23 protein-coding genes, 11 tRNA genes and 1 rRNA gene are annotated in these 23,943 nt (G+C 45.2%); 33 read left to right on the top strand and 2 right to left on the bottom strand.

Annotated elements, in window-relative coordinates; all coding sequences use genetic code 11:
* The first annotated feature begins 120 nt into the window (after positions 1-120).
* The 6 genes from AC3EBE_RS01630 to AC3EBE_RS01605 all read left to right on the top strand — a co-directional run bounded on the left by AC3EBE_RS01630 (position 121) and on the right by AC3EBE_RS01605 (position 8,218).
* The gene (locus AC3EBE_RS01630) at positions 121-1,500 is read left to right on the top strand and encodes a UDP-N-acetylmuramoyl-tripeptide--D-alanyl-D-alanine ligase (RefSeq protein WP_488593286.1); all 1,380 of its coding nucleotides are present in this window, start codon (positions 121-123) and stop codon (positions 1,498-1,500) included.
* 129 nt (positions 1,501-1,629) lie between these two features.
* Entirely contained in the window at positions 1,630-2,340 is a 711-nt protein-coding gene (locus AC3EBE_RS01625) for an alpha/beta hydrolase (RefSeq protein WP_488593285.1), read from the top strand.
* Between the two features lie 397 nt (positions 2,341-2,737).
* A complete protein-coding gene (gene cshA / locus AC3EBE_RS01620) occupies positions 2,738-4,213 on the top strand; it encodes a degradosome RNA helicase CshA (protein WP_488593284.1) in 1,476 nt (491 codons plus the stop codon).
* A 159-nt stretch (positions 4,214-4,372) separates the two neighbouring features.
* Positions 4,373-5,338 carry a UV DNA damage repair endonuclease UvsE gene (uvsE, locus tag AC3EBE_RS01615; RefSeq protein WP_488593283.1) on the top strand — a complete coding sequence of 322 codons (966 nt, stop codon included), beginning with the start codon at positions 4,373-4,375 and terminating at the stop codon, positions 5,336-5,338.
* A gap of 965 nt (positions 5,339-6,303) precedes the next feature.
* On the top strand, positions 6,304-6,786 hold the full coding sequence (locus tag AC3EBE_RS01610) for a PH domain-containing protein (protein WP_488593282.1): 483 nt from the start codon (positions 6,304-6,306) through the stop codon (positions 6,784-6,786).
* Positions 6,779-8,218: a PH domain-containing protein gene (locus AC3EBE_RS01605; protein WP_488593281.1), complete on the top strand. Its 1,440-nt coding sequence runs from the start codon at positions 6,779-6,781 to the stop codon at positions 8,216-8,218. Before AC3EBE_RS01610 ends, AC3EBE_RS01605 begins: the two co-directional genes overlap by 8 nt.
* Positions 8,219-8,253: 35 nt before the next feature.
* On the opposite strand, the gene AC3EBE_RS01600 is transcribed toward AC3EBE_RS01605, so the two are convergent.
* Positions 8,254-8,838, bottom strand: coding sequence for a rhomboid family intramembrane serine protease (locus AC3EBE_RS01600; RefSeq protein WP_488593280.1), 585 nt, complete (start codon positions 8,836-8,838; stop codon positions 8,254-8,256).
* Positions 8,839-8,982: 144 nt separating this feature from the next.
* On the opposite strand from AC3EBE_RS01600, the gene acpS reads away from it, so the two are divergent.
* From acpS to AC3EBE_RS01530, 14 genes are all read left to right on the top strand, one after another.
* Positions 8,983-9,336, top strand: a complete 354-nt coding sequence (gene acpS / locus AC3EBE_RS01595) for a holo-ACP synthase (protein WP_488593279.1) — start codon at positions 8,983-8,985, stop codon at positions 9,334-9,336.
* A 186-nt stretch (positions 9,337-9,522) separates the two neighbouring features.
* Positions 9,523-10,536, top strand: a complete 1,014-nt coding sequence (locus AC3EBE_RS01590) for a LolA family protein (RefSeq protein ID WP_488593278.1) — start codon at positions 9,523-9,525, stop codon at positions 10,534-10,536.
* Between the two features lie 327 nt (positions 10,537-10,863).
* On the top strand, positions 10,864-12,021 hold the full coding sequence (gene alr, locus AC3EBE_RS01585; RefSeq protein ID WP_488593277.1) for an alanine racemase: 1,158 nt from the start codon (positions 10,864-10,866) through the stop codon (positions 12,019-12,021).
* A gap of 228 nt (positions 12,022-12,249) precedes the next feature.
* Positions 12,250-12,531, top strand: a complete 282-nt coding sequence (locus tag AC3EBE_RS01580) for a CopG family ribbon-helix-helix protein (RefSeq protein WP_488593276.1) — start codon at positions 12,250-12,252, stop codon at positions 12,529-12,531.
* 4 nt (positions 12,532-12,535) lie between these two features.
* The gene (gene ndoA, locus AC3EBE_RS01575) at positions 12,536-12,886 is read left to right on the top strand and encodes a type II toxin-antitoxin system endoribonuclease NdoA (RefSeq protein WP_041967053.1); all 351 of its coding nucleotides are present in this window, start codon (positions 12,536-12,538) and stop codon (positions 12,884-12,886) included.
* A 588-nt stretch (positions 12,887-13,474) separates the two neighbouring features.
* On the top strand, positions 13,475-14,308 hold the full coding sequence (locus tag AC3EBE_RS01570) for an RsbT co-antagonist protein RsbRA (protein WP_488593275.1): 834 nt from the start codon (positions 13,475-13,477) through the stop codon (positions 14,306-14,308).
* The gene (locus AC3EBE_RS01565) at positions 14,305-14,661 is read left to right on the top strand and encodes an STAS domain-containing protein (protein WP_335376244.1); all 357 of its coding nucleotides are present in this window, start codon (positions 14,305-14,307) and stop codon (positions 14,659-14,661) included. The genes AC3EBE_RS01570 and AC3EBE_RS01565 overlap by 4 nt, the downstream gene beginning before the upstream one ends.
* A gap of 4 nt (positions 14,662-14,665) precedes the next feature.
* Entirely contained in the window at positions 14,666-15,067 is a 402-nt protein-coding gene (locus AC3EBE_RS01560; RefSeq protein ID WP_488593274.1) for an anti-sigma regulatory factor, read from the top strand.
* Between the two features lie 11 nt (positions 15,068-15,078).
* Entirely contained in the window at positions 15,079-16,089 is a 1,011-nt protein-coding gene (locus AC3EBE_RS01555; RefSeq protein WP_488593273.1) for a SpoIIE family protein phosphatase, read from the top strand.
* Positions 16,090-16,146: 57 nt separating this feature from the next.
* On the top strand, positions 16,147-16,479 hold the full coding sequence (locus AC3EBE_RS01550) for an anti-sigma factor antagonist (protein ID WP_488593272.1): 333 nt from the start codon (positions 16,147-16,149) through the stop codon (positions 16,477-16,479).
* The gene (gene rsbW / locus AC3EBE_RS01545) at positions 16,476-16,946 is read left to right on the top strand and encodes an anti-sigma B factor RsbW (RefSeq protein ID WP_488593271.1); all 471 of its coding nucleotides are present in this window, start codon (positions 16,476-16,478) and stop codon (positions 16,944-16,946) included. The genes AC3EBE_RS01550 and rsbW overlap by 4 nt, the downstream gene beginning before the upstream one ends.
* Positions 16,924-17,718, top strand: a complete 795-nt coding sequence (gene sigB, locus AC3EBE_RS01540) for an RNA polymerase sigma factor SigB (protein WP_488593270.1) — start codon at positions 16,924-16,926, stop codon at positions 17,716-17,718. The genes rsbW and sigB overlap by 23 nt, the downstream gene beginning before the upstream one ends.
* Positions 17,715-18,311, top strand: coding sequence for a PP2C family serine/threonine-protein phosphatase (locus tag AC3EBE_RS01535; RefSeq protein ID WP_488593269.1), 597 nt, complete (start codon positions 17,715-17,717; stop codon positions 18,309-18,311). Before sigB ends, AC3EBE_RS01535 begins: the two co-directional genes overlap by 4 nt.
* A gap of 573 nt (positions 18,312-18,884) precedes the next feature.
* Entirely contained in the window at positions 18,885-21,053 is a 2,169-nt protein-coding gene (locus AC3EBE_RS01530; protein ID WP_488593313.1) for a Tex family protein, read from the top strand.
* 51 nt (positions 21,054-21,104) lie between these two features.
* On the opposite strand, the gene cmpA is transcribed toward AC3EBE_RS01530, so the two are convergent.
* Positions 21,105-21,218, bottom strand: a complete 114-nt coding sequence (gene cmpA, locus AC3EBE_RS01525; RefSeq protein WP_210367160.1) for a cortex morphogenetic protein CmpA — start codon at positions 21,216-21,218, stop codon at positions 21,105-21,107.
* A gap of 94 nt (positions 21,219-21,312) precedes the next feature.
* Here cmpA and AC3EBE_RS01520 point away from each other — a divergent pair, with 94 nt between their 5' ends.
* From AC3EBE_RS01520 to AC3EBE_RS01460, 13 genes are all read left to right on the top strand, one after another.
* On the top strand, positions 21,313-21,786 hold the full coding sequence (locus tag AC3EBE_RS01520) for a SprT family protein (RefSeq protein ID WP_488593312.1): 474 nt from the start codon (positions 21,313-21,315) through the stop codon (positions 21,784-21,786).
* 120 nt (positions 21,787-21,906) lie between these two features.
* Positions 21,907-21,981, top strand: a tRNA-Asn gene (locus AC3EBE_RS01515).
* Between the two features lie 18 nt (positions 21,982-21,999).
* Positions 22,000-22,090: transfer RNA gene (locus AC3EBE_RS01510), tRNA-Ser, on the top strand.
* A 15-nt stretch (positions 22,091-22,105) separates the two neighbouring features.
* Positions 22,106-22,180: transfer RNA gene (locus AC3EBE_RS01505), tRNA-Glu, on the top strand.
* A 24-nt stretch (positions 22,181-22,204) separates the two neighbouring features.
* A tRNA-Asp gene (locus AC3EBE_RS01500) sits at positions 22,205-22,280 on the top strand.
* Between the two features lie 6 nt (positions 22,281-22,286).
* Positions 22,287-22,361, top strand: a tRNA-Gln gene (locus AC3EBE_RS01495).
* 5 nt (positions 22,362-22,366) lie between these two features.
* A tRNA-Lys gene (locus AC3EBE_RS01490) sits at positions 22,367-22,442 on the top strand.
* A gap of 64 nt (positions 22,443-22,506) precedes the next feature.
* Positions 22,507-22,591: transfer RNA gene (locus tag AC3EBE_RS01485), tRNA-Leu, on the top strand.
* Between the two features lie 59 nt (positions 22,592-22,650).
* A tRNA-Leu gene (locus tag AC3EBE_RS01480) sits at positions 22,651-22,736 on the top strand.
* A gap of 66 nt (positions 22,737-22,802) precedes the next feature.
* Positions 22,803-22,879: transfer RNA gene (locus tag AC3EBE_RS01475), tRNA-Arg, on the top strand.
* A 21-nt stretch (positions 22,880-22,900) separates the two neighbouring features.
* A tRNA-Pro gene (locus AC3EBE_RS01470) sits at positions 22,901-22,977 on the top strand.
* Between the two features lie 20 nt (positions 22,978-22,997).
* Positions 22,998-23,071: transfer RNA gene (locus AC3EBE_RS01465), tRNA-Gly, on the top strand.
* 118 nt (positions 23,072-23,189) lie between these two features.
* A 16S ribosomal RNA gene (locus tag AC3EBE_RS01460) occupies positions 23,190-23,943 on the top strand; the annotation flags it as partial.

Raw genomic sequence — 23,943 nt, 5'->3', positions numbered from 1 at the left:
ATGTGAACGTATATAAATGAGCAGGCAGTTATAAGTAATCTGCATTGAAGGGAAACACGGCGCTAACAAACAAGCTAGCCCGTGTTCCTTCATGTCAGCTGTCATACGGAGGTATTTAGCATGATCCAGAAATCTTTATCAGAAATCGCCAAAATGGCTGGCGCTTTAAACGATGTAAGCCGGTTCGGTGATGTTGCCGTTAAAGGCGTGACGATTGATACAAGGAAAATTGAGGAGGGCAATCTGTTCATTCCTTTTAAAGGGGAGAGAACGGATGGCCATAAGTTTGTTGAGGATGCGATCAGGAATGGCGGTGCATCTGCTGCTCTGTGGCAAAAGGATGTTCCTGACCCGCCGGAAGATTTGCCAATCATCGTTGTGGAGGATACAACAGTCGCCCTGCAGGAGATGGCAAGGAGCTATCGCAATTCACTAAATATTAAAGTTGTCGGGATTACCGGCAGCAATGGAAAAACAACAACGAAGGACATGACTGCCAGCCTGCTGGCGCAGAAATATAAGGTTCAAAAAACCGAGGGGAATTTCAATAACCATCTTGGTTTGCCGCTGACACTGCTTCGCCTGCGAGAGGATACAGAGGTGGCCGTTCTTGAAATGGGCATGAGCAGCAAAGGCGAGATTGAATTTTTGACTGAAATGGGCCGCCCGGATGCGGTCATCATTACGAATATCGGCGAATCACATCTTCTTGATCTTGGCTCACGTGAGGCAATTGCGGATGCGAAGCTGGAAATCATCCGCGGCCTTCGCGACAATGGCCTGATCATTTTTAACGGTGACGAGCCTCTCTTACAGGAAAGACTGGAAAATTATGACGGTACAGGCAATCTGAAGACTTTTGGTGCCAGCGGTGATAATGATTTTTATCCAGTAAGCATTGAAGCGATGGAAAACGGCAACCGATTTAAAACGAATCTTGCTGAAGAAACTTTTGAACTTCCTGTGCTTGGCAACCACAATATTTTAAATGCACTGGCAGCAATGCTTGCGGCCGATTTCCTTGGTGTTCCGTTTAAAAAAATGAATGATGGGTTCGCTGGCCTGAAGCTGACGAATATGCGCATGGAGCTTTCGGAAGGAGCGAGCGGCGAAAAAATCATCAATGATGCCTACAACGCGAGCCCGACTTCCATGAATGCAGCAATTGATCTGGTCGCGAATCTTTCCGGTTACAGCCGCAAAATCCTTGTTCTTGGCGATATGCTTGAGCTGGGGCCGCTGGAAGAGGAGTACCATTACAAGGTGGGTACATCACTCGATTGTGCCAAAATCGACTATGTGTTCACATACGGCAAGCTGAGTGAATCACTTGCGAAGGGTGCCAGAGAGGTGCTCGGCGAAGAAAAGGTGTTTGCCTACCAGGATAAACAAGAACTGAGCAATGAACTGAAAAAGCATGTGACAGGGGATACAATCGTCCTTGTAAAAGCCTCGCGCGGCATGAAGCTGGAAGAAGTTGTGCAGGCACTGCAAAAATAAGAGGAGGGATGTCCTGTTACGGGGGCATCCTTCTCTATTTTTGCTGAGACTTTATTCTAGGATTTACAGGGTTAAATGAATTAAAATGGGGAAAGATTAAATACGAGAAAAACTAATGGGTGATTGGTTATGATAGGCTGTCTTTTAATACATGGATTTACTGGGTCACCTTTTGAGGTCGAGCCCCTTGCCCAGTCATTAAAAGCAAGAACCGACTGGAAAATCGTTGTTCCCACCCTTCCCGGCCATGGCGATGAGCTCAGTTTAAAAGGAATCCAATACAATGAGTGGATTGGCCATGCCGAGAAAGAGCTGAAGGTACTTCTCGAAGAATGCGAAACCGTCTATATCGTCGGCTTTTCAATGGGAGGAATGATCGCGAGCTATCTTGCTTCCAAGTATCCTGTGGAGAAGCTCGTCCTGCTTAGCGCGGCTGCCTATTATGTGAATCCGAAGCAGCTTGCGGCTGATGTGAAGGAAATGGTGAGGGACACGGTAAGAGGAAAGCTGAAGGAAAACGAATTATTTGTGCGCTACAAACGGAAAATCAAGGAAACCCCCATGACCGCTACCCTGCAGTTTCGCAGGCTCGTAAACACAATCAAGCCTATTCTCAATGATGTGAAGGTTCCAACTCTGATTGCCCAGGGAGAAAGTGACGGCATCGTCCCTCCGAAAAGTGCCCGATATTTATATGATCATATTGGCGCGAATGAAAAACGGCTGTTATTTTACAAAAATTCCAAACATCTGATCTGCCATTGTGATGAGAAAGAACAGCTTTTTGAGGAAGTTTATACTTTTTTAGCTGAACGGCAAGAAACAGAGATCAAAAGCTGAGCAAATAGTGCAAAAATTGCTTTTCCTGCCTGAAGATGGTATAATGAATATTGAGTGTCTATGTGAGAAAATCCTTTAAGCGGACATACTCCCGTGCTGGAGATGTCTTTTTTTGCTAATATTTCAGGTTCTGTGCTTCAGCAGAGCAATTGCGCTGATTCAGCCCTGCTTAAAAACCAAGGTGCGAGCACCTATTTTGCCGTAAAGGTACAATACACTAACCAGAATCAGAAATGGTTTGGATCCTTAAACAGCCACTTAAAATAAAACGAAAAGTTCAGGCGACTATATAGATTTGCATGTTAGAACTCACCCAGGGCATGGATTCGAGTTTGAATCTTCAAGTTGCCGAAACTGGACAAAAGTAAATCGTGAACATAAAGGAGAATGAGCAAAGTTGACAATGTTCCAAGACATGGGCATCAGCCCAGCAACGTTAAAAGCTGTTAAGAATATGGGTTTTGAGGAAGCAACTCCTATCCAGGCACAAACAATTCCTATCAGCCTTCAAAATAAAGATTTGATCGGCCAGGCACAGACAGGTACTGGTAAGACTGCAGCTTTCGGTATTCCGTTAGTTGAAAAGATCAAAAAGGAAAACCACAATATCCAGGGAATCATCATCGCGCCGACTCGTGAATTGGCGATCCAGGTTTCTGAAGAATTATATAAAATCGGTGCAGGCAAGAGAGTTGGCGTACTGGCTATTTACGGAGGACAGGACATCAACCGCCAAATCCGTGCGTTGAAAAAGGGTCCACATATCATCGTCGGAACACCAGGACGTCTTCTTGACCACATCAACAGAAAAACAATCCGTCTGGATAATGTTGAAACAGTGATCCTTGACGAAGCAGATGAAATGCTGAACATGGGATTCATCGAGGATATCGAAGAAATCCTTGCTAAAATCCCTAACGAGCGCCAAACATTGCTGTTCTCAGCAACTATGCCTGGACCGATCCAGAAAATTGCTGAGCGCTTCATGAAAGAGCCTCAAATCGTCCGCGTAAAAGCGAAAGAAATGACCGTTCCATTGATTGAGCAATACTATGTCGAAGTTCAGGAAAAGAACAAGTTCGACGTTCTTACAAGACTTCTTGACATCCAATCACCAGAACTGGCAATCATCTTCGGGCGTACAAAGCGTCGCGTAGATGAGCTTTCTGAAGCATTGAACCTGCGCGGCTATACTGCTGAAGGAATCCACGGAGACCTTACACAGGCGAAGCGTATGTCTGTTCTAAGAAAGTTCAAGGAAGGTTCAATCGACGTACTTGTTGCGACTGATGTTGCAGCTCGCGGCCTTGATATCTCAGGTGTTACTCACGTTTATAACTTTGACATTCCTCAGGATCCTGAGAGCTATGTACACCGTATCGGACGTACTGGCCGTGCAGGTAAAGAAGGTATGGCGATCACTTTTGTAACACACAGAGAAACATCTTACCTTCACGTAGTTGAAAAAACAACGAAGAAGCGCATGGAAAAGATGAACGCTCCAACTCTTGACGAAGCATTGGAAGGCCAGCAAAGAGCAGTAATCGAAAAGATTACGCAAACGATCGAGTCAAACAACCTTCAATACTATCGTCAGGCAGCAGATGAGCTGTTGAGAGGCCACGACGCACAAACTGTTGTTGCTTCCGTATTGAAGATGCTGACTAAAGAGCCGGATACGACTCCAGTCAAGCTTACTGAGGAAAAGCCTCTTCCGAACAGAAGGGACAAAAAGCCTCAAGATCGCAGAAGATACGATAACAGAGGCGGAGATGGACGTAACAAGAAGCCTTACAAGCCACGCTCTGGAACAAAACGCACAGGCGGCGGCGGCAGCAGAGAAGGCGGCTTTAAATCCCGCTCACCAAGATAATAGATAAAGCAAACCCCGGTTTATAAAGAAACCGGGGTTTTTTGTGCTTTTTTTGGGAGAAGAACTGAAATCGAGGCGAAATTTTATTTGCTTCAAATTCAATGTGTTTCGTGGGGGCATACTACCGTTAAAAAAGAAACGGGTGAGGTGCCGGCTATTATGACAATTGTGAGACTCGGATACGTAGCGATGAGTGAGGAGCTGAAAAATGCGTCGCCATCCCAGACGATGACCTTCAAGCAATTTCAGGGTATTAAGGACCGGGAAGCGGCGATCAGCAAGCTTGAAAGGATTGCGGTATCAAATCTGGAGAACTGCCTGCGGCTGCTGAGGCACAGCAAAGCAAATGACATCCATTTTTTCAGGCTGAGTTCAAGGCTGATTCCGCTGGCGAACCATGAGGAGCTGTCTGATTGGAAGTATATGCGGGCGCTTAAAGAACCGCTCAGGGAGATAGCGGAATTTTTAGAGGCGAATCCGATGCGGGTGGATTTTCACCCAGACCATTTTGTGCTCCTCAATACTCTCAAAACAGACACTTTGAATAACTCTGTCAAAACATTGGCGATGCATCATGCTTTGCTGAAGGGGATGGGAATACATCCGGAGCACCGCTGTGTCCTTCATGTAGGCGGTGTATATGACGATCGCGATAAGGCGCTCGAGCAATTCATCAACAATTGGGGACTGGTTTCCACCAAATTGCAAAGCATGATCATCCTTGAGAATGACGATACCTCATTCACCCTGCATGATACACTTTATCTTTGCGAGAAGCTTGGCATCCCGCTTGTATTCGATTATCATCACCATCTTGCCCATCATGAGCATATTGAATGGGAGGAGCAATGGGGGCGGATCATCGGTACATGGGAGCACTCTACCCTGCCTGTAAAAATGCATATCTCCAGCCCGCGTTCAGAGAAGGACTTCCGCGCGCACGCGGATTATGTAGATGCCTCTATGTTCATGGATTTTTTACAAGGAATCAAAGGTTCTGTCCCAGAAATCCACTGCATGATCGAAGCGAAAAAGAAAGACCTGGCCTTATTCAAACTCGCTGAGGACTTGAGGCAGATTCCGGGAGTAGAAGCCATAGATGGCAGCAGCTTTTTGTTGGGATGATTCGATGGAATTTATCAAGGTATGGGGCATGATACCTTGCATGCGGATTAGAGTTTGTATTGAGGCTGGAGCTCAATGCGGTTCGCGAGTGATTTTGCGGGATGGATTGCCATGAGACGGGGGGCTCGATGCAGTTCGCGAGTGATTTATGGGATGGATTGCCATGAGACAGGGGCTCGATGCAGTTCGCGAGTGATTTTGTGGGATGAAGTGCAATGATACGGGCCATATAACAATTCATCAGCGGTTTTGGCGATTGAATTGTCATGGAGCCACCTCTTATAACAATTCACCAGTGATTTTTGCATTTGAATTGTCATGGAGCCGCCACCTATAACAATTCATCAGCGGTTTTGGCGATTGAATTGTCATGGAGCGACCTCTCATAACAATTCACCAGTGATTTTTGCATTTGAATTGTCATGGAGCCGCCACCTATAACAATTCACCCAGCGAGTTTTGCGATTGAATTGTCTTGGAGTAGCCTCCTATAACAATTCATCAGCGGTTTTGGCGATTGAATTGTCTTGGAGCGACCTCTCATAACAATTCACCAGTGATTTTTGCATTTGAATTGTCTTGGAGCCGCTTCCTGTAACAATTCACCAGCGGTTTTGGCGATTGAATTGTCTTGGAGCGACCTCCCATAACAATCCACGAGCGATTTCTATGTATGAATTGTCTTGGACCCGCCTCCCATAACAATTCCACAGCAATTTATGAGTTTGAATTGTCATGGAGCAGCTCCTCATAACAATTCACCGGCGATTTTTATATTTGAATTGTCTTGAAACCGCCTCCCATAACAATTCATCAGCAACTTCCAAGTTTGAATTGTCTTGTTGACCTCGAACCCCACCCAATGTGCTAAACGCCCAATTGTCATCAGAAATTAATGCCATTATCCCTCTTTCCTGTTGTATACTAAGGGATGTGCTATTAATTGGAAAAGCAGGAGGATGCTTATGACGATTTCTGAACCGCAGAAGCGCATTTCCGAGCGGGCTTTGACTGTTTGGAAGATAGCCGCTTTCCTCCATTCATTGGTGATTTGGGTTTTAGCGGGCGGACTGATTGCGTTAACTGTTATATTTGATTTTCCTTACTGGGTTATTGCCGCGGCGGTAATCATAGCGGTTTTATATAGTTATTTATTCATCTTTTTGTTCCCTACTCTGCGCTGGAAACGCTGGCGGTATGAAGTGAGGGAGCAGGAGATTGAGCTTCAGTATGGTGTTTTTATCATAAAAAAGACCTTGATTCCGATGATTCGCGTCCAGCATGTTGATACACAGCAAGGGCCGCTTTTAAGGAAATACCAGCTCTCGACAGTAACCGTTTCCACAGCGGCGACGGTCCATGAAATACCTGCACTGGACATGGAGGAAGCAGAAGCGCTGAGGGTTTCGATTTCAAGACTGGCAAGGGTGGCGGATGAAGATGTCTGAACCAAAGAGGCTTCATCCGATTGCTGCAGTCGTGAATGCCCTTAGGCAGCTGAAGGAGCTGATCATTCCATTCCTTGTCTTCGTCGTGTTCGGAAGCAGTGGCACGAATTGGGATATGTTTTATTTTTACGGGTCAATCGGTGCTGTTGTCCTGATTTTCGTCTATGGTGTGCTGGCCTGGTACAGGTTCACTTACCGGATTGAACAGGGAGAATTAAGGATTGAATATGGATTGATTGTCCGGAAGAAGCGCTATATCCCTTTTGACAGGATTCAAAGTCTGGACTTATCAGAAGGGATTTTACAGCGGATGTTTGGCCTTGTAAAAGTGAAGGTTGAGACTGCGGGCTCTGGCGGGATGGGCCTTCAGGATGGAGAAGCAGTATTGACTGCTATTACAAGGCAGGACGCAGAAGAGATACATAATTATTTAGTTTCGATCAAGAAAGATGGAGTAGCGGAGCAGCGAGAGGAAGCCTGTGACGATATTCTGTATAGAATTACGATGAAAGAACTTCTGATGCTGGCCTCAACATCCGGAGGAGCAGGTGTTGTCATTTCTGCTGTACTGGCATTTGTATCCCAATTTGAGGAGTTCATTCCGTATGAACAGATTTTTGACAGGTTCGAGCATTTTGTCAAAAGCGGAGTGGTGTTTGTCAGTGTTGTTGTTTTTGTAGGATTCTTGCTTGCGTGGATCATCGCTGTGTTCGGCACAATGCTGAAGTATGCGAATTTTACGGTGAGAAAGGTCGACAATGATCTGGTCATCACAAGAGGTCTGCTTGAAAAGCGCCAATTCACGATACCGCTTAACCGCATCCAGGCGGTCAGGATCAGCGAGAATCTCATCAGACAGCCGATTGGGTACGCCTCGGCATATCTGGAAAGCGCGGGCGGGTCTGCATTAGATCATGAGAGTTCCAGGGTCATCATCCTGCCCATCGTGAAGAAAAGCAGGATCCCTGATTTGCTGGAACCGCACCTGAAGGATTACCAGTTCAGGCCGAGGCTTATGCCAGTCCCGTCACGTGCCTATGTTAGATACCTTCTGAAAGACTGGATAATGGTAATACCAGTCATCCTGGCGGCCATCTGGTTTTTCCAGCCATGGGGCTATGCATTGCTGCTGCTCCTCGCCGTTTCTGCACTTTGGTCTTATTTGAAGTACAGGGATGCGGGCTGGAGCCTTGATGAGAGCATGCTAACCTTCAGGTACCGTAATATTGTCAAAAGTACTGTTTTTATGAGAAAAAATAAGGTCCAGTCCTTTAGTGTCAAACAAAGCCATTTTCAGCGGAAAAAGAAGCTGGCAACCGTTGAGGCTATAGTTAAATCTGGTCATGGAGGCACTGGGGGGAAGGTTGTCGATCTCGAAAAGCAGGATGCGGATGCGATTTACCACTGGTATTCATATGACGCCGCTGAATAGGTTTTTAAAGGGAAAAGCGCCCACAAAGGCGCTTTTTACCGTTTAAACATGACAGCCCCGATTAGGAACCCGGCAATCATCCCGAAGATATGGGCAGTGATATTGATGTTCGACTGGACAAAAGTCATGACAACACCGATGATCGCAATCGTCATGATCGTCTGCGAATTCTCCCTGGAAAGCATAGCTTTACGGAAAACAATAATAGCGATGTAAAAGCCAAACAAACCAAAGATAGCCCCGCTTGAGCCGACATGGGTATAAGTCAGCGGCTCGAGGGCAAGCGTCGCGATATTCGCGGCAATTCCTGTGGCCATATATAGAAGCGTGAACTTCGCCCTGCCCAGCAGCTGTTCAAGTGCAGGCCCAAACAGGACAAGCGAAAAACTGTTGAACAGCATATGCCCAAAGCCTGCGTGCATAAAGATCGGGGTAACCAGTCTCCAATACTCCCCGTTCACAATGTACAAATTCACTCCAGACAACAGCTCAAAGATCGACCTGCTTGGAATGAAAGGGACTGCCGTCGCCAAGTATAATAGAATATGAATGAAAATGATGCTTGAAACCATAGGATAAAATCGCAGGAAATCACGAAAGCTTTCCGTTCTTGTAAACATGCAAAACCTCCTGGTTATAATAGTGAAAAGTCACTTTCACTGGGTAGTTCCGCTCGTGGTCTACCTATCAGCATAGCCTTAAAAAGCAATAGTTGTACACTATTTTGTATGCTGCAGAAATCATTTTTAGAAGGAGCATAAACGATGATCACCGGTACTGGAATCGATATAGTTGAAATAGGCAGGATAAAAAAATTGGTTGAATCGCAGCCCCGCTTTCCTGATCGGGTGCTGACGGAAAAAGAAAAGGATATTTACTGTTCATATAATGAACGCAGGGGCATTGAGTTCCTTGCCGGGCGCTGGGCAGCGAAGGAGGCTTTTTCGAAAGCGAAGGGGACAGGCATCGGGAAGGAATTATCTTTTCATGATATCGAAATCGAAGCAGATCCCCATGGACGACCAATCGTGACCAGGCCCTATACAGAGGGTGTGCACCTTTCCATTTCCCACAGTGAGCAATATGCAATCGCGCAGGTCGTCATTGAAAAAATTTAAAAGCTTGTCATCGCTTGGTCATATTCACCCAGGTTGTCTCATATATTCATAGTGCAGTAAGGGAGACAAGGCTAGGCGGCGAGAACATGGCTGCATAGGAGAGATGATTGAAAGTGCAGTCAGTGTCTTAATCCTGTCCTTTCTTTCCCTTTACACGTTCAAATGAGACTAAAAGGGGTTGGAAGAATGAAGAAAAGGTTGTTGCTGCTTCTCGCCGGGCTCATGGTTATTTTTGCTCTGGCTGCCTGCGGTACGAAATCACAGGAATCTGTGGTTAAGGAGTTGGATGGAACACTCAGTGAATTAAAGAGTTACAAGGCCAAGGCAAAGATGACCCTGCAGATGGGCACGGAGCCTCAGGTGTATGAAGTGGAGATCTGGCATAAGGATCCATCATTCTACCGTGTGAACCTGAAGAATGCCCAGAAGGACCAGAGCCAGATGATCCTGCGCAATGAAGAAGGAGTTTTTGTTTTGACGCCAGCGTTGAACAAGAGCTTCCGATTCCAGAGTGACTGGCCGAAGAACAGCAGCCAGGCTTACCTTTACGAATCTTTAATCATGGATATCCTAGAGGATAAGGAAGCGAAATTCTCAGCAACAAAGGATCATTACGTCTTTGAAACAAAAACAAGATACCAGAACAACAAGATGCTGCCGATCCAGGAAATCAAGCTGAAGAAAAAGAACCTTTCACCAGTAAGTGTGAAGGTGATGGATCCGGACCGCAATTCGCTGGTGACAGTGGAATTTTCCGAGGTTAAATTCGACGCCAGCTTCGATAAAGACGCGTTTGATATGAAGAAAAACATGACAGGTGCCCAGCTTGAAGTGCCGGTAATGGCAGATGTGAATGACAAGGAATTCACCGTCAAGTACCCAATGGCTGAAATTCCAGGTGTTACACTGGTTGATGAAAAAGAAATCACGACAAACGATGGCAAGCGTGTAGTCCTTACGTACGGCGGCGAGAAAGCCTACACATTGATCCAGGAAAAAGCGGATGCGATGCCAGCGATGTCTTCAGCAATCAATGTGACAGGACAGCCGGTTGACCTGGGCTTTACAATCGGAGCGATGACAGAAACATCGATTTCGTGGACGCATATGGGCGTAGATTACATGATCGCTTCAACAGACCTGACACCTGAAGAGCTTGAAATGGTAGCAGAATCAGTTGTTGCTGACGTGGAAAAATAAAGATGCGAAAAACAGGCTCAGCGCAACCTGAGCCTGTTTTTTTATTGATATGAACGGGGTTTCGGAAAAAGTAAGCTGCATTCCGGAATATAATAAATTTTTCCGAAATGAATGACCTGAATTTCGGGATAAAATCAAAATTTCCGGAATATACTCCGTCAGTTCCGGAATAACAGAATTTTGGCCATGGAATTGCAAAGCTATCCTCTGATATAACTTCCAAAATCAAATAGCAATCGCCAGTTATTAACCATTTGACATTGGCTAGTCTGAGTTTGATAATATAACAATAAAATAAAGGAACGGATTGAAGGAAGTGGAGTTTCGGTGGAGGAACAAGGATTTTTTTACCGTGATACATGGGCTGAAGTGGATTTGGGACGGATCAAGGAAAATGTGAGGGCAGTAAAGCGCCATCTCCCTGAAGATGTTGACTTTATAGCAGTTGTGAAGGCCAATGCCTATGGCCATGGTGATTCGCAGACAGCCGAGGCGGCATTGGACGCGGGTGCGTCGATGCTTGCTGTGGCTTTTATGGACGAGGCTCTCGCTTTGAGGAATAAGGGGATTGAGGCCCCCATCCTCGTGCTCGGTGCAAGCAGACCCGAGGATGTGAACATAGCAGCAGAGCAGGGTATCATCCTGACTGTGTTCCAGGAGGATTGGCTCGCCAAAGCCCAGGAAGTCTTGAAAGATGGCGCCTCCCTCGCTTTTCATATAAAAATAGACACAGGAATGGGCAGGATTGGCATCAGGTCTTCAGCGGAGCTGAGGTCTGTTGAAAGACTGATCAGGCAGGATTCCCGACTTGAACTGGATGGGATCTATACACATTTTGCAACGGCTGATGAACTTGATGATACGTACTACAGAAAGCAGCTGGCGCTTTTTAAAGAAATGCTCGACAGCCTTGAAAAATTGCCGCCATGTGTCCACAGCAGCAACAGTGCTGCAGCACTTATGCATAAGGATGCCCGTTTTAACGCAGTCAGAGTAGGAATCGCCATGTACGGCTTGACTCCGTCATTGGAAATTGAACCTCATCTGCCAGTCCAGCTGCAGGAGGCCTTCAGCCTTCATTCACGGATTGTGCATGTGAAGAAGCTGGAAAAAGGCCAGAAAGTAAGCTATGGTGCAACCTACGAGGCGCCTGAAGATATTTGGGTCGGCACATTGCCGATTGGCTATGCGGACGGGTGGATCCGCAGGCTGCAGGGGCAGGAGGTGCTGGTGGATGGAAGGCGGTCGCCGATTATCGGCCGCATCTGCATGGATCAATGTATGGTGAAACTGCCTTATGAGGTTCAGGTTGGCACGATTGCTACCTTGATTGGCGAGCAGGGTGAAGAGAAAATCTCCATCAACGAAATCGCAAAAAAGCTGGAAACGATCAATTATGAAGTTCCCTGCATTATTTCCTCCCGTGTGCCCCGGATTTACAAGCAGGAAGGAAAAATTGTGGATCTGAATAATTCCCTGCTTTAAAGCGTAATTTAAATGTGGTAAATGCGCCAAGAATAATCATCCAAAAATTAACAGACCTGTTCATTTTGGCTAAAACAATGAATAAAAGACTATTTTTTTGGCTGATAATACAGAAGAATTCCCAATTAGCCTTTGCATCTGGCGCAATTAATGATACTATTAGAAATGGTAGAGACAGATAAAGAATTTAATAATTGTATGTAGTGATGATGGTGGAGGTGTATGTTTGTGTCTGAATCCAGCGCAACAACTGAGATTTTGGTAAAATTACCGCAGCATCTTTTAAGTGAACTAGATGGATTTGTAAAGCAAGAAAACGTAAACCGCAGCGAATTTATTTATCAGGCAACAAAAATGTTCTTGCGTGAGAAGAAAAAGAGACAAATTCGTGAATCCATGAGACGAGGCTATATGGAAATGGCCAAAATCAATCTAAGCATTGCATCTGAATCATTTCAGGCAGAATACGAGGCAGAACACACAGTTGAACGTCTAGTCAGCGGAGGATAATCCCTTGATTGTCAAACGTGGTGACGTCTATTTTGCGGACCTATCCCCAGTTGTTGGTTCAGAGCAAGGCGGAGTACGCCCTGTACTGGTCATCCAAAACGACATCGGGAATCGGTTTAGTCCCACAGTCATTATCGCAGCGATCACAGCTCAAATCCAAAAAGCGAAGCTTCCGACTCATGTTGAAATTGATGCGAAGCGGTACGGTTTTGAACGAGACTCGGTTATATTATTGGAGCAAATTCGCACCATCGACAAACAGCGCCTAACCGATAAAATTACCCATCTCGATGACGAAATGATGGAAAAAGTGGATGAAGCCCTTCAGGTAAGTTTAGGTCTTATTGAATTTTAATTAAAAGTACGCTCTGTCAAAGAGCGTTTTTTTGTAACTGTACGGCGGGGCCTCGCGAAGGCCTTTTACATAACCCTAAAATAAAACGGATGTTTTCTGTGTGAGAGAGAGACAAGCTTTGGCTTGTCTCTTTTTTAATGAAAAAATAGCTGCATGCTTAATATGTACAAACTTTCCCAACTCCTGTCCTTATCTTTTGCCAGATCCCAACCGACATAAACAGTTATTTTTAACCTGTAAAATATATTGAGGTCCATTTAGGAATAGTAAGAATAACTTTTGTCCTTATTAAGGATTCGATGAGGTGAATCTAGGGTTTCAGCGGGAATTATGTTTGGCAAATATACCCTTATTTCGACGTTTTTCTGCTTCGGAATCTGCCAGCTGACGATTCAGGTGCTTGTTTGCCTGGCTGTACAGGCGCCGCAGTGTCGACAAGTAGATTTTATTTGACGAAAGAAAACTGTTATCATTAAATGAAGATATATATGTGAATGATGAATAATTTTTTACAGTTTTAAGATTGGTTTACATTTGGACGAAAGAGGGTAATATGAAATTTTTGTGTGATAGAATGGGGATGATGGAATGGACAAGAAAATTGCAAGTTACATTCAGACTCACAAACAGCAGATTCTGGATGAGTGGATAAATCGAACGAAGGAAGAGGCAGACGAGCGGGTCATCCGCCTGGTCTCCGACAGAGTTTTTAATACAACGAGCAAGGAATTCATCGATTTGATTATCTCTAATTTCAGGGATTCAAATGAAGAATATACATCAAGATTGACTGATTTTGCCGAGAAGGTTGTCAGGCTTGGCTGGCCATTGACCTTTGTTACGAAGGGCCTTCATACATTTAACCTTATTGTCTTTGAAGGTATGCAGAAGGAAGGAATCGTAACCCAGGAGAACCAGATGGAGGCTGTCTACGAGTTTGACCGGTGGGCGACTCCGATGAACAATGAGATCGTCAGTGTCTATTCCTCTACGTGGGAAAGAACCGTTTCGCTGCAAAAAATAGCCATACAGGAGCTGTCGGCACCATTGATCCCTGTATTTGACGGGATTACGGTCATGCCCCTGGTCGGAACAATTGATACAGAACGCGCCAAACAAATTATGGAGAACCTTTTGAAGGGTGCGGTAAAACATCGTTCAGAGGTCGTCCTTATCGACATTACCGGGGTGCCGGTTGTTGATACGATGGTCGCTCACCATATCATCCAGGCAGCAGATGCCGTTAGATTGATCGGTGCCAAGTGCATGCTGGTCGGCATTCGGCCTGAAATTGCCCAGACTATCGTCAACCTGGGCATCGACCTTAATCAGTTCACGACTAAGAATAATCTGAAAAAAGGGATAGAGGCAGCTCTGGAAATTACAAATAAAAAAATCGTATCTACGGGGGGAGCAAAGTGAGAATACCAATCCTTAAGCTGAATGATTGTCTGCTGGTTTCGATACAATGGGAGCTGGATGATCAGACTGCACTTCAATTCCAAGAGGATTTGCTCCATAAGATTCATGAAACAAGTGCCAATGGTGTCGTCATTGATCTTACTTCCATCGATTTCATTGATTCGTTCATCGCAAAGGTACTTGGTGATGTTATAAACATGTCCAAGCTTATGGGGGCAATTGTCGTTATTACAGGAATCCAGCCTGCTGTTGCGATTACACTAATTGAATTAGGAATCAGCCTTGATGATGTCCTGACTGCACTAGATTTAGAAAAAGGTTTGGAGAAATTACAACAGGAATTGGGGGAATAAGTGAATGGACAACCAATCCTGCGTAACAATAATCAACGAATGGGACATCGTAGCAGCGCGCCAGCTAGGCCGGAATGTTGCGAAGGAGCTTGGCTTTGGTACAGTTGACCAGGCACGTATTACCACCGCTATCAGTGAATTGGCAAGAAATATATACTTGTATGCCGGCAAAGGGCAAATCTGCATCGATAAATTATATGAGGGCGGTAAAGCGGGATTGCGAATTAATGCGGTAGACAGCGGCCCAGGTATAAAAGAAATTCGCCAAGTCATGGAAGATGGCTTTTCAACATCAGGAGGACTGGGAGCCGGCCTTCCGGGAGTTAAAAGACTCATGGATGAATTCGATATTGAGTCTTCTCCAGGTCAAGGAACAAAGATTATTGCGACTAAATGGCTCCGATAGGGGGAAACAGTATGGAATTCCGAGAAATGATGGAATCAAAGTATCGGGATATTCTTGACAATTATATTAAAGAGCAATCTGAACAAGCTTTATATGCAGGGCAGAAGTTCAGCCGCAAGTCGATCGAGCATAAGATCGCTCCGGAAGAAATCATCAGCCTCCATAAAAGCATCCTTCTTGAAATGTATCCGGAACTTCCTGAAGATATAATGAACTCCTTTGATATCCTTCTTGAGGTCATGATTGGCTATGGCATTGCCTATCGGGAGCACCAGAGCCTGAGGCATCAGCAAGAGGAATTAAGGTCGGAAATGGAGATTGCCGCAAATGTACAGCAGACGCTGCTCGGGACAACGATCCCGTCCGTCCCTGGCCTTGATATCGGGGCAATCAGCGTGCCGGCGAAGCATATGAACGGTGACTATTTCCATTTTGTTCAGGATGAAAACAACAATATAAGTGTCGCGATTGCCGATGTGATAGGGAAAGGGATTCCGGCTGCACTATGTATGTCCATGATTAAATATGCGATGGACAGCCTGCCGGAAAACCGTCATGACCCAAGCAGCATTTTGGAGAATCTCAACAGGGTTGTGGAGCAGAACGTAGATCCAAGCATGTTCATTACTATGTTTTATGGCATGTTCAATCTAAATGACAATATTTTCTACTATGCTTCTGCAGGGCATGAACCCGGTTTTTATTACGATTCGAAGAAAAAGGAGTTCTCTGAACTGAAGGCAAGAGGCTTGCTGCTTGGAGTCGATAAACGGACGAAGTATATCCAGTATGAAAAAGAAATTTTTCCTGGAGATATGGTCATCCTGATGTCAGACGGCGTAACCGAATGCAGGACAGAAGAAGGGTTCATTGAAAAGGAAACATTAATCGGATATATAAATAAATATATTCACTTAAATGCTCAAGAAATTGTCAATAATATCTTTAGGGAACTCGAAAAGCTTCAGCATTTCCAGTTGCGGGATGATTTTACCCTGATTATTTTAAAAAGAGATGTTTAATTTGGTTCCGTGCCGGGTAAATCTAAAAGGCAATTGAATGTAAAGGGTGGGTCAGTTATGAATATTTCGATAGATGTTAAAGAAACAGAATCAACGCTAGCGGTAAAGGTAAGTGGCGAGATTGATGCATATACAGCTCCACAGCTTCGAGAAAAGCTTTTTCCGATGTCGGAAAAGGAAGGCATAAAGATGGTTGTTGACCTGTCAGAGGTTAATTATATGGATAGTACTGGGCTTGGAGTGTTTGTAGGAGTATTTAAAAATGTCCGGGCTCATAACGGGGAGTTCAAAATCGTCGGTTTGTCCGAGCGTTTGCAAAGACTCTTCGAAATTACCGGCTTAGCCGATATTATCGATATAAACAGCCAGATAGAGGGTGGAGTACAATGAACCAGTTCGACTATATTGAAATGAAAATCCCGGCAAAACCGGAATTTGTAGGCGTCATACGCCTCACGCTTTCCGGGATTGCAAGCCGCATGGGTTTTTCATATGACGAAATAGAGGATTTGAAAATCGCGACAAGCGAAGCTTGCACAAATGCAGTTCAGCATGCGTACAAAAACAATGAAAACGGTGAAGTCATCATCGGTTTCGGATTGTACGAAGACAAGCTGGAGGTAATGGTTGCAGATAATGGCCAGAGCTTTGATTTCCATTCAGCACGCCAGGGACTTGGTCCATACGATCAAAACAGTTCCGTAGAATTCCTTCGCGAAGGAGGCTTGGGACTGTATCTGATCGAAACCTTGATGGATGAGGTTAGAATCCATCACAAAGAGGGCGTCACGGTCTTTATGACCAAGTACCGAGAAGGAGAGCAGGTGGAGAGAGATGCAGAGACAATCTCAACCTAAGCAGCGGCCAAAAGAAGAGATTAATGAATTAATCAAAGCATACCAGCTTCATGAGGATGCAGACGCCCAAAATGAGCTGGTTCTCCATTATCAAAATCTGGTCGAAACAATCGCAAGAAAGTATTCAAAGGGAAGATCATTCCACGAGGACATATTCCAGGTCGGAATGATTGGACTTCTAGGCGCGATCCGCCGTTATGACGAAACATTCGGCAAAAGCTTTGAAGCCTTTGCAGTTCCAACCATCATTGGTGAAATTAAAAGATTCCTGAGAGACAAGACATGGAGCGTCCATGTACCGCGACGGATCAAAGAGCTGGGACCGAAAATCAAGACAACAGTAGAAGATTTGACGACACAGCTCCACCGTTCACCAAGAGTCGATGAAATTGCTGAAGCCCTTCAGGTTTCTGAAGAAGAAGTGCTGGAAGCAATGGAAATGGGCAAAAGCTATCAGGCATTATCCGTGGACCATTCCATTGAAGCCGATTCTGACGGAGGTACGGTCACCCTGTTGGATATCGTCGGAAATATTGATGAAGGCTATGAAAAAATCAATCAAAGAATGGTGCTGGAAAAGGTCCTTCATGTTTTGAGCGACCGAGAGAAGTTAATTATCCAATATACTTACCTTGATAACCTGAGCCAAAAGGAAGCAGGAGACAAGCTGGGTATTTCACAAATGCATGTGTCGCGACTTCAAAGAAGAGCCATCAAGAAGCTTCAAGAAGCCATCCATGCTGAAAACAACAATTCGGAGTATATTACATGATCCAACAGTTCAAAGACAAAATAGAACTTTATGCTTACCAGACAATAAAAGAAGGTAAATTAGAGTGCGGTGACAGTTATTACTATACAGCCACCGATGATTATTTTGTCTGCGTGCTAGCTGATGGATTAGGGTCAGGGCAGTATGCCCATGAAGCTTCTGCGGCGGTAGTATCCGTGGTGGAGGAACACCATCATGAAGACGTTGATACTCTGATGAAATACTGCAACAGCATATTGGTGCAGAAAAGAGGAGCGGCTGTTTCAATATTCAAAGTCTACTTCGAGACAAGGGAATTCGTGTACAGCTGCGTCGGGAATATCCGATTCTTCCTCTACTCGCCAAACGGGAAGCTTACCTACCCGCTGCCTGTAACAGGGTATCTGTCAGGAAAGCCCCAGGTATTTCATACCCAGAGATTCGTTTTTGAGCCAGAATCCAAATTCCTGATTTACTCAGACGGATTCGACATTCACGGCGCGAAATCGTTATTGAAAGGGTACAGGTCAATCGTGGCTATCGCAGAACAAATCAAAACCGATTATGAAAACTCAATGGATGATGCAACTTTTATTGTGGGAAGTCTACTATAGCCGGTGGGCTTCTTTTTGTTTTGCCTATTTGTGGAAAGGGGTTTTTTAAAAAAGATTATTAAGGCTCTCCATAAGCCGGGAGAGGGTGCAGATGGCTCTAATAAGGGTTATTGAGACCATCCAAGAGTGTAGAAAAGGGTGCAGGTGGCTCTAATGGGGGGTATTAAGACCATCCAGGGGTGCGGAAAAGGGTATAGATACCTCTAATAAGGGTTATTAAGACCATCCAGGGGCGTAGAAAAGGGTGTAGTTGGCTCTAATAAGGGTTATTGAGACCATCCAAGAGTGTAGAAAAGGGTGCAAATGGCTCTAATGGGGGTTATTAAGACCATCCAGGGGTGCGGAAAAGGGTATAGATGGCTCTAATGAGGGTTATTGAGACCAATCCCGAGACCTTCAGAGCCTTTAGATGGTTCTAATAAGCTTTGTATATAAAAGCAACACGAATCCATCTAAATATTCATCCTCCATTAACGGCCTATAAACACAGTAGCAAATTTGGTACACTATAATGAGGGAAAAGCAGAAGCTTTGTCCAAAAAAGATATGGGGGATTGTCTCTTGAATCAAACAATGGAAAAACAGGACCAATACGTCAATATCATTGCCAAAGAGCAATCATTAACATCAAAACAAGTACAAAGTGTTATTTCTTTGATTAATGAAGGGAATACCGTACCATTTATTGCCCGTTATCGAAAGGAAATGACTGGAGCACTCGATGAGGTGCAGATCCGTGACATAGTTGAAAGATGGCAATACATACAGAACTTAGAGCAGCGCAAAGAAGAAGTCATCAGGCTGATTGAGGAACAGGACAAGATGACGGATGAACTTCGCAGCAATATTGCAAGAGCCATAAAGCTGCAAGAAGTAGAAGACCTATACCGTCCTTACAAACAGAAACGCAGAACGAAAGCAACCGTTGCAAAGGAAAAAGGTCTTGAACCGCTGGCCGCATGGATGCTTGAATTCCCGGTGACCGGCAGCATCGAAGAAAAAGCGGCAGAGTTTTTATCAGAAGAGAAAGGTGTATCAACTGTCGAGGAAGCGATATCCGGAGCAAAGGACATTGTCGCTGAAATGATCTCGGATGATGCAGACAGCAGGAAATGGATCCGTAACGAGACCTTTAAATCTGGTTCAATTGAATCCGCCGTTAAGAATGAAGACCTTGATGAGAAGAATGTTTATGAAATGTACTACGAATATTCCGAACCGGTCAGCAAGGTAGTACCGCACAGAATCCTTGCCCTCAATCGCGGGGAAAAAGAGGATATCCTGAGAGTCTCGATAAGACCGAAGACTGAAACGGTCATGAGCTACCTGCAGCGTAAATGGGTCAAAAAAGAACATTCTATCTCTGCGCCATCCGTCATTGAAGCGATAGAAGATGCATATAAGCGCCTGATACAGCCAGCCATTGAACGGGAAATACGGAATGAACTGACTGAAAAAGCAGAGGAACAGGCGATTCATATTTTTTCTGAAAACCTTCGCAAGCTGCTGCTTCAGCCACCGTTAAAAGGGAAGGTCGTGTTGGGAGTGGACCCGGCATTCCGTACTGGCTGCAAGCTGGCTGCTGTAGATGAAACAGGGAAAGTCCTGGCTATCGGTGTCATCTATCCGCACACTTCCAGTGCAAAAAGCACAGAAGCACGCGATAAATTCATTCAATTTTTAACGGATTATAATGTCGAAATGGTCGCGATTGGCAATGGTACTGCTTCAAGAGAAACAGAACAATTCGTTTCAGATATTCTAAAAGAAATGGATCGAGAAATTTACTACCTGATCGTTAATGAAGCAGGCGCAAGCGTTTATTCAGCTTCTGATCTTGCTAGGGAAGAATTCCCGAACTACCAGGTTGAAGAAAGAAGTGCCGTTTCCATCGCTCGACGCCTTCAGGATCCGCTGGCAGAGCTGGTAAAAATCGACCCCAAATCTGTAGGTGTAGGACAATATCAGCATGACGTCGGCCAGAAAAAACTTTCTGAGTCACTGACATTCGTCGTCGAGACAGCCGTTAACCAGGTAGGTGTAAATGTGAATACTGCTTCTTCTTCATTGTTGCAGTATGTATCCGGGCTTTCAAAAACAGTTGCAAACAATATTGTTAAAAAGCGCGAGGAAGAAGGCAAGTTTACGAGCAGGGCACAACTAAAGAAAATCCCTAGACTTGGTGCCAAAACGTATGAGCAGGCCATTGGATTCTTGCGCGTTATTGACAGTAAAGAGCCGTTAGACCGTACGGGCATCCATCCGGAAAGCTATGGTGAAGTCAAACAGCTTCTGGATAAACTCGGTTTCAAAACAGGTGACCTGGGAAGCCAGGCTCTTAAGGAAGCTCTTGCAACGATAAATATTGAGCAGACAGCAGATGAACTAGGAATCGGGAAACTGACACTGAAGGATATTATTGATGCTTTGGTCAGACCTGAAAGAGATCCGCGTGATGAGCTTCCTGCCCCGCTTCTCAAGAAAGATGTTCTCAAGCTCGAAGACTTAAAAGCGGGGATGGAGCTTCAGGGAACCGTTAGAAATGTAGTAGATTTTGGCGCCTTTGTCGACATCGGCGTGAAGCAGGACGGTTTGGTCCATATCTCAAAGCTGAGCAACCGATTCGTAAAGCATCCACTTGATATTGTTTCAGTCGGTGATGTAGTCACTGTCTGGGTCGACAGTGTTGATCAGAAAAAAGGCCGCGTGGCACTAACAATGCTAAAACCCGAGCAAGCTTAATACTTTCCAATAAGAAAAGACTGCAGGCCAGTGCAGTCTTTTCTTGCATTTTCATAACCCCTGTTTATTCCTATAAAAAAACCAGCATTGATTTAAAAGTTTAATTTGATATCGATTTTTCTCATAGAAGGCTCGTTTCATTTGATTCTGGAACCAGACAGGCATAACAATACCTCCTTTGAATCTGCGTGAAAAGGTATCCTTAATATATGCTATAATAGGTTGTCATGTTTCTTTAAAAGGCAGGCGTTTAATAATGATGACAGACCAGGAGCTGCACAATCTTGTCGTAAAAATTTCAGCTGAACAATTTCATAAGCCCTTCAAGCATAGAGCGTTCTTTAATCCAAGACTGAGGACTACTGGTGGTCGCTACATGCTTAGAAGCCATACCATCGAGATCAACAAGAAGTATTATGAGCAGCTAGGTGAACATGAGCTGATCGGAATCATTAAGCATGAGCTATGTCATTACCACCTTCATCTGGAAGGAAAGGGCTACAAACATCGCGATAAGGATTTCCGCGATTTAATGATGGAAGTAGGGGCACCCCGATTTTGCTCCATGCTGCCTGAGGAAAAGAAAAAAAGAACTGAACAAAAATTCCTCGTTTATCAATGCAGCCAATGCAAATTGGTATACCATCGAAAAAGATCAATTAATACGGCTAAATATGTCTGCGGAAAATGCCGCGGCAAGCTGGTAAAAGTTAAAGAAATACTGATTAAATAAGGGTTAAGCAACAATTTTAAAAACGAGTAAAAAACTTTTAAAAACCCGCTTGACTTTTAATGGTCACCTGCCTATAATAGTAAGAGTCGACAAGACAACGACACGAAAAACTAAAGTTATTCCGCAGTAGCTCAGTGGTAGAGCACTCGGCTGTTAACCGAGCGGTCGTAGGTTCGAATCCTACCTGCGGAGCCATCTTATCTAATAAGGTATGGGGAAGTACTCAAGAGGCTGAAGAGGCGCCCCTGCTAAGGGTGTAGGTCGGGTAACCGGCGCGAGGGTTCAAATCCCTCCTTCTCCGCCAGAACACTCTATATTTGGCCCCTTGGTCAAGCGGTTAAGACACCGCCCTTTCACGGCGGTAACACGGGTTCGAATCCCGTAGGGGTCACCATAAAAACTGTAAAAACTAATATCTGGTCCCGTGGTGTAGCGGTTAACATGCCTGCCTGTCACGCAGGAGATCGCCGGTTCGATCCCGGTCGGGACCGCCATTTTATTGGGCTATAGCCAAGCGGTAAGGCATCGCACTTTGACTGCGACATGCGTTGGTTCGAATCCAGCTAGCCCAGCCATTTTTGAGCCATTAGCTCAGTCGGTAGAGCATCTGACTTTTAATCAGAGGGTCGAAGGTTCGAGTCCTTCATGGCTCACCAGGATTTTTTCGCAACAGCGAAAAAATCATCCTTAATCTCGCGATAGCGAAATTAACTATAATATGCGGGTGTGGCGGAATTGGCAGACGCACCAGACTTAGGATCTGGCGCCGCAAGGCGTGGGGGTTCGACTCCCTTCACCCGCACCATTATTTACCTGTTGATTATCACATTGAAATTGGTTAAGATATAATCCTGTCATGTTTTTGCGGTCGTGGCGGAATGGCAGACGCGCTAGGTTGAGGGCCTAGTGGGGGCAACCCCGTGGAGGTTCAAGTCCTCTCGGCCGCACCAAAAAAAGTTATTGACAAACTGATTGTGATCATGGTAATATGTAAAAGTTGCTTTTAAAACAAATACGCGCCCGTAGCTCAATTGGATAGAGCGTCTGACTACGGATCAGAAGGTTATGGGTTCGACTCCTTTCGGGCGCGCCATTATATTTCTCTTAATCTGAACGGGGAGTAGCTCAGCTTGGTAGAGCACTTGGTTTGGGACCAAGGGGTCGCAGGTTCGAATCCTGTCTTCCCGACCATTCAGCACTTAACTTCATATGCGGGTGTAGTTTACTGGTAAAACCTCAGCCTTCCAAGCTGATGTAGTGGGTTCGATTCCCATCACCCGCTCCAACCAAATTGTTCCTTGAAAACTAAACAAACAAGCGTCAACAAACAATAAATGATCATGGCTTCTATTATAGAAGAATCATGAGCCAACGTTTTAAATTATGAGCTAAACTCATACTCTTTTTTGGAGAGTTTGATCCTGGCTCAGGACGAACGCTGGCGGCGTGCTTAACACATGCAAGTCGAACGGGGAGTGCAGCAATGTACTTCTAGTGGCGAACGGGTGAGTAACGCGTAGACAACCTACCTTCTAGATGGGGACAACACCGCGAAAGTGGTGCTAATACCGAATGTTGTATTAAGGGCCCATGCCCTAAATACTAAAGATGGCCTCTATTTATAAGCTATCGCTAGAAGATGGGTCTGCGTCTGATTAGCTAGTTGGTGAGGTAACGGCTCACCAAGGCGATGATCAGTAGCCGGTCTGAGAGGATGAACGGCCACACTGGGACTGAGACACGGCCCAGACTCCTACGGGAGGCAGCAGTGGGGAATCTTCCGCAATGGACGAAAGTCTGACGGAGCAACGCCGCGTGAGTGAAGAAGGCCTTCGGGTTGTAAAGCTCTGTCTTCAGGGACGAATGTGAGATGGGTGAATAATCCATTTCAATGACGGTACCTGAGGAGGAAGCCACGGCTAACTACGTGCCAGCAGCCGCGGTAATACGTAGGTGGCGAGCGTTGTCCGGAATTATTGGGCGTAAAGAGCGCGTAGGCGGGAAGATAAGTCTACTTTAAAAGTGCGGGGCTCACCCCCGTGATGGGGTAGAAACTATCTTTCTTGAGTGCCGGAGAGGAAAGCGGAATTCCCAGTGTAGCGGTGAAATGCGTAGATATTGGGAGGAACACCAGTGGCGAAGGCGGCTTTCTGGACG

It is taken from the genome of Mesobacillus sp., from assembly GCF_057785455.1.
This window is presented reverse-complemented; position numbering and strand designations above follow the sequence as displayed.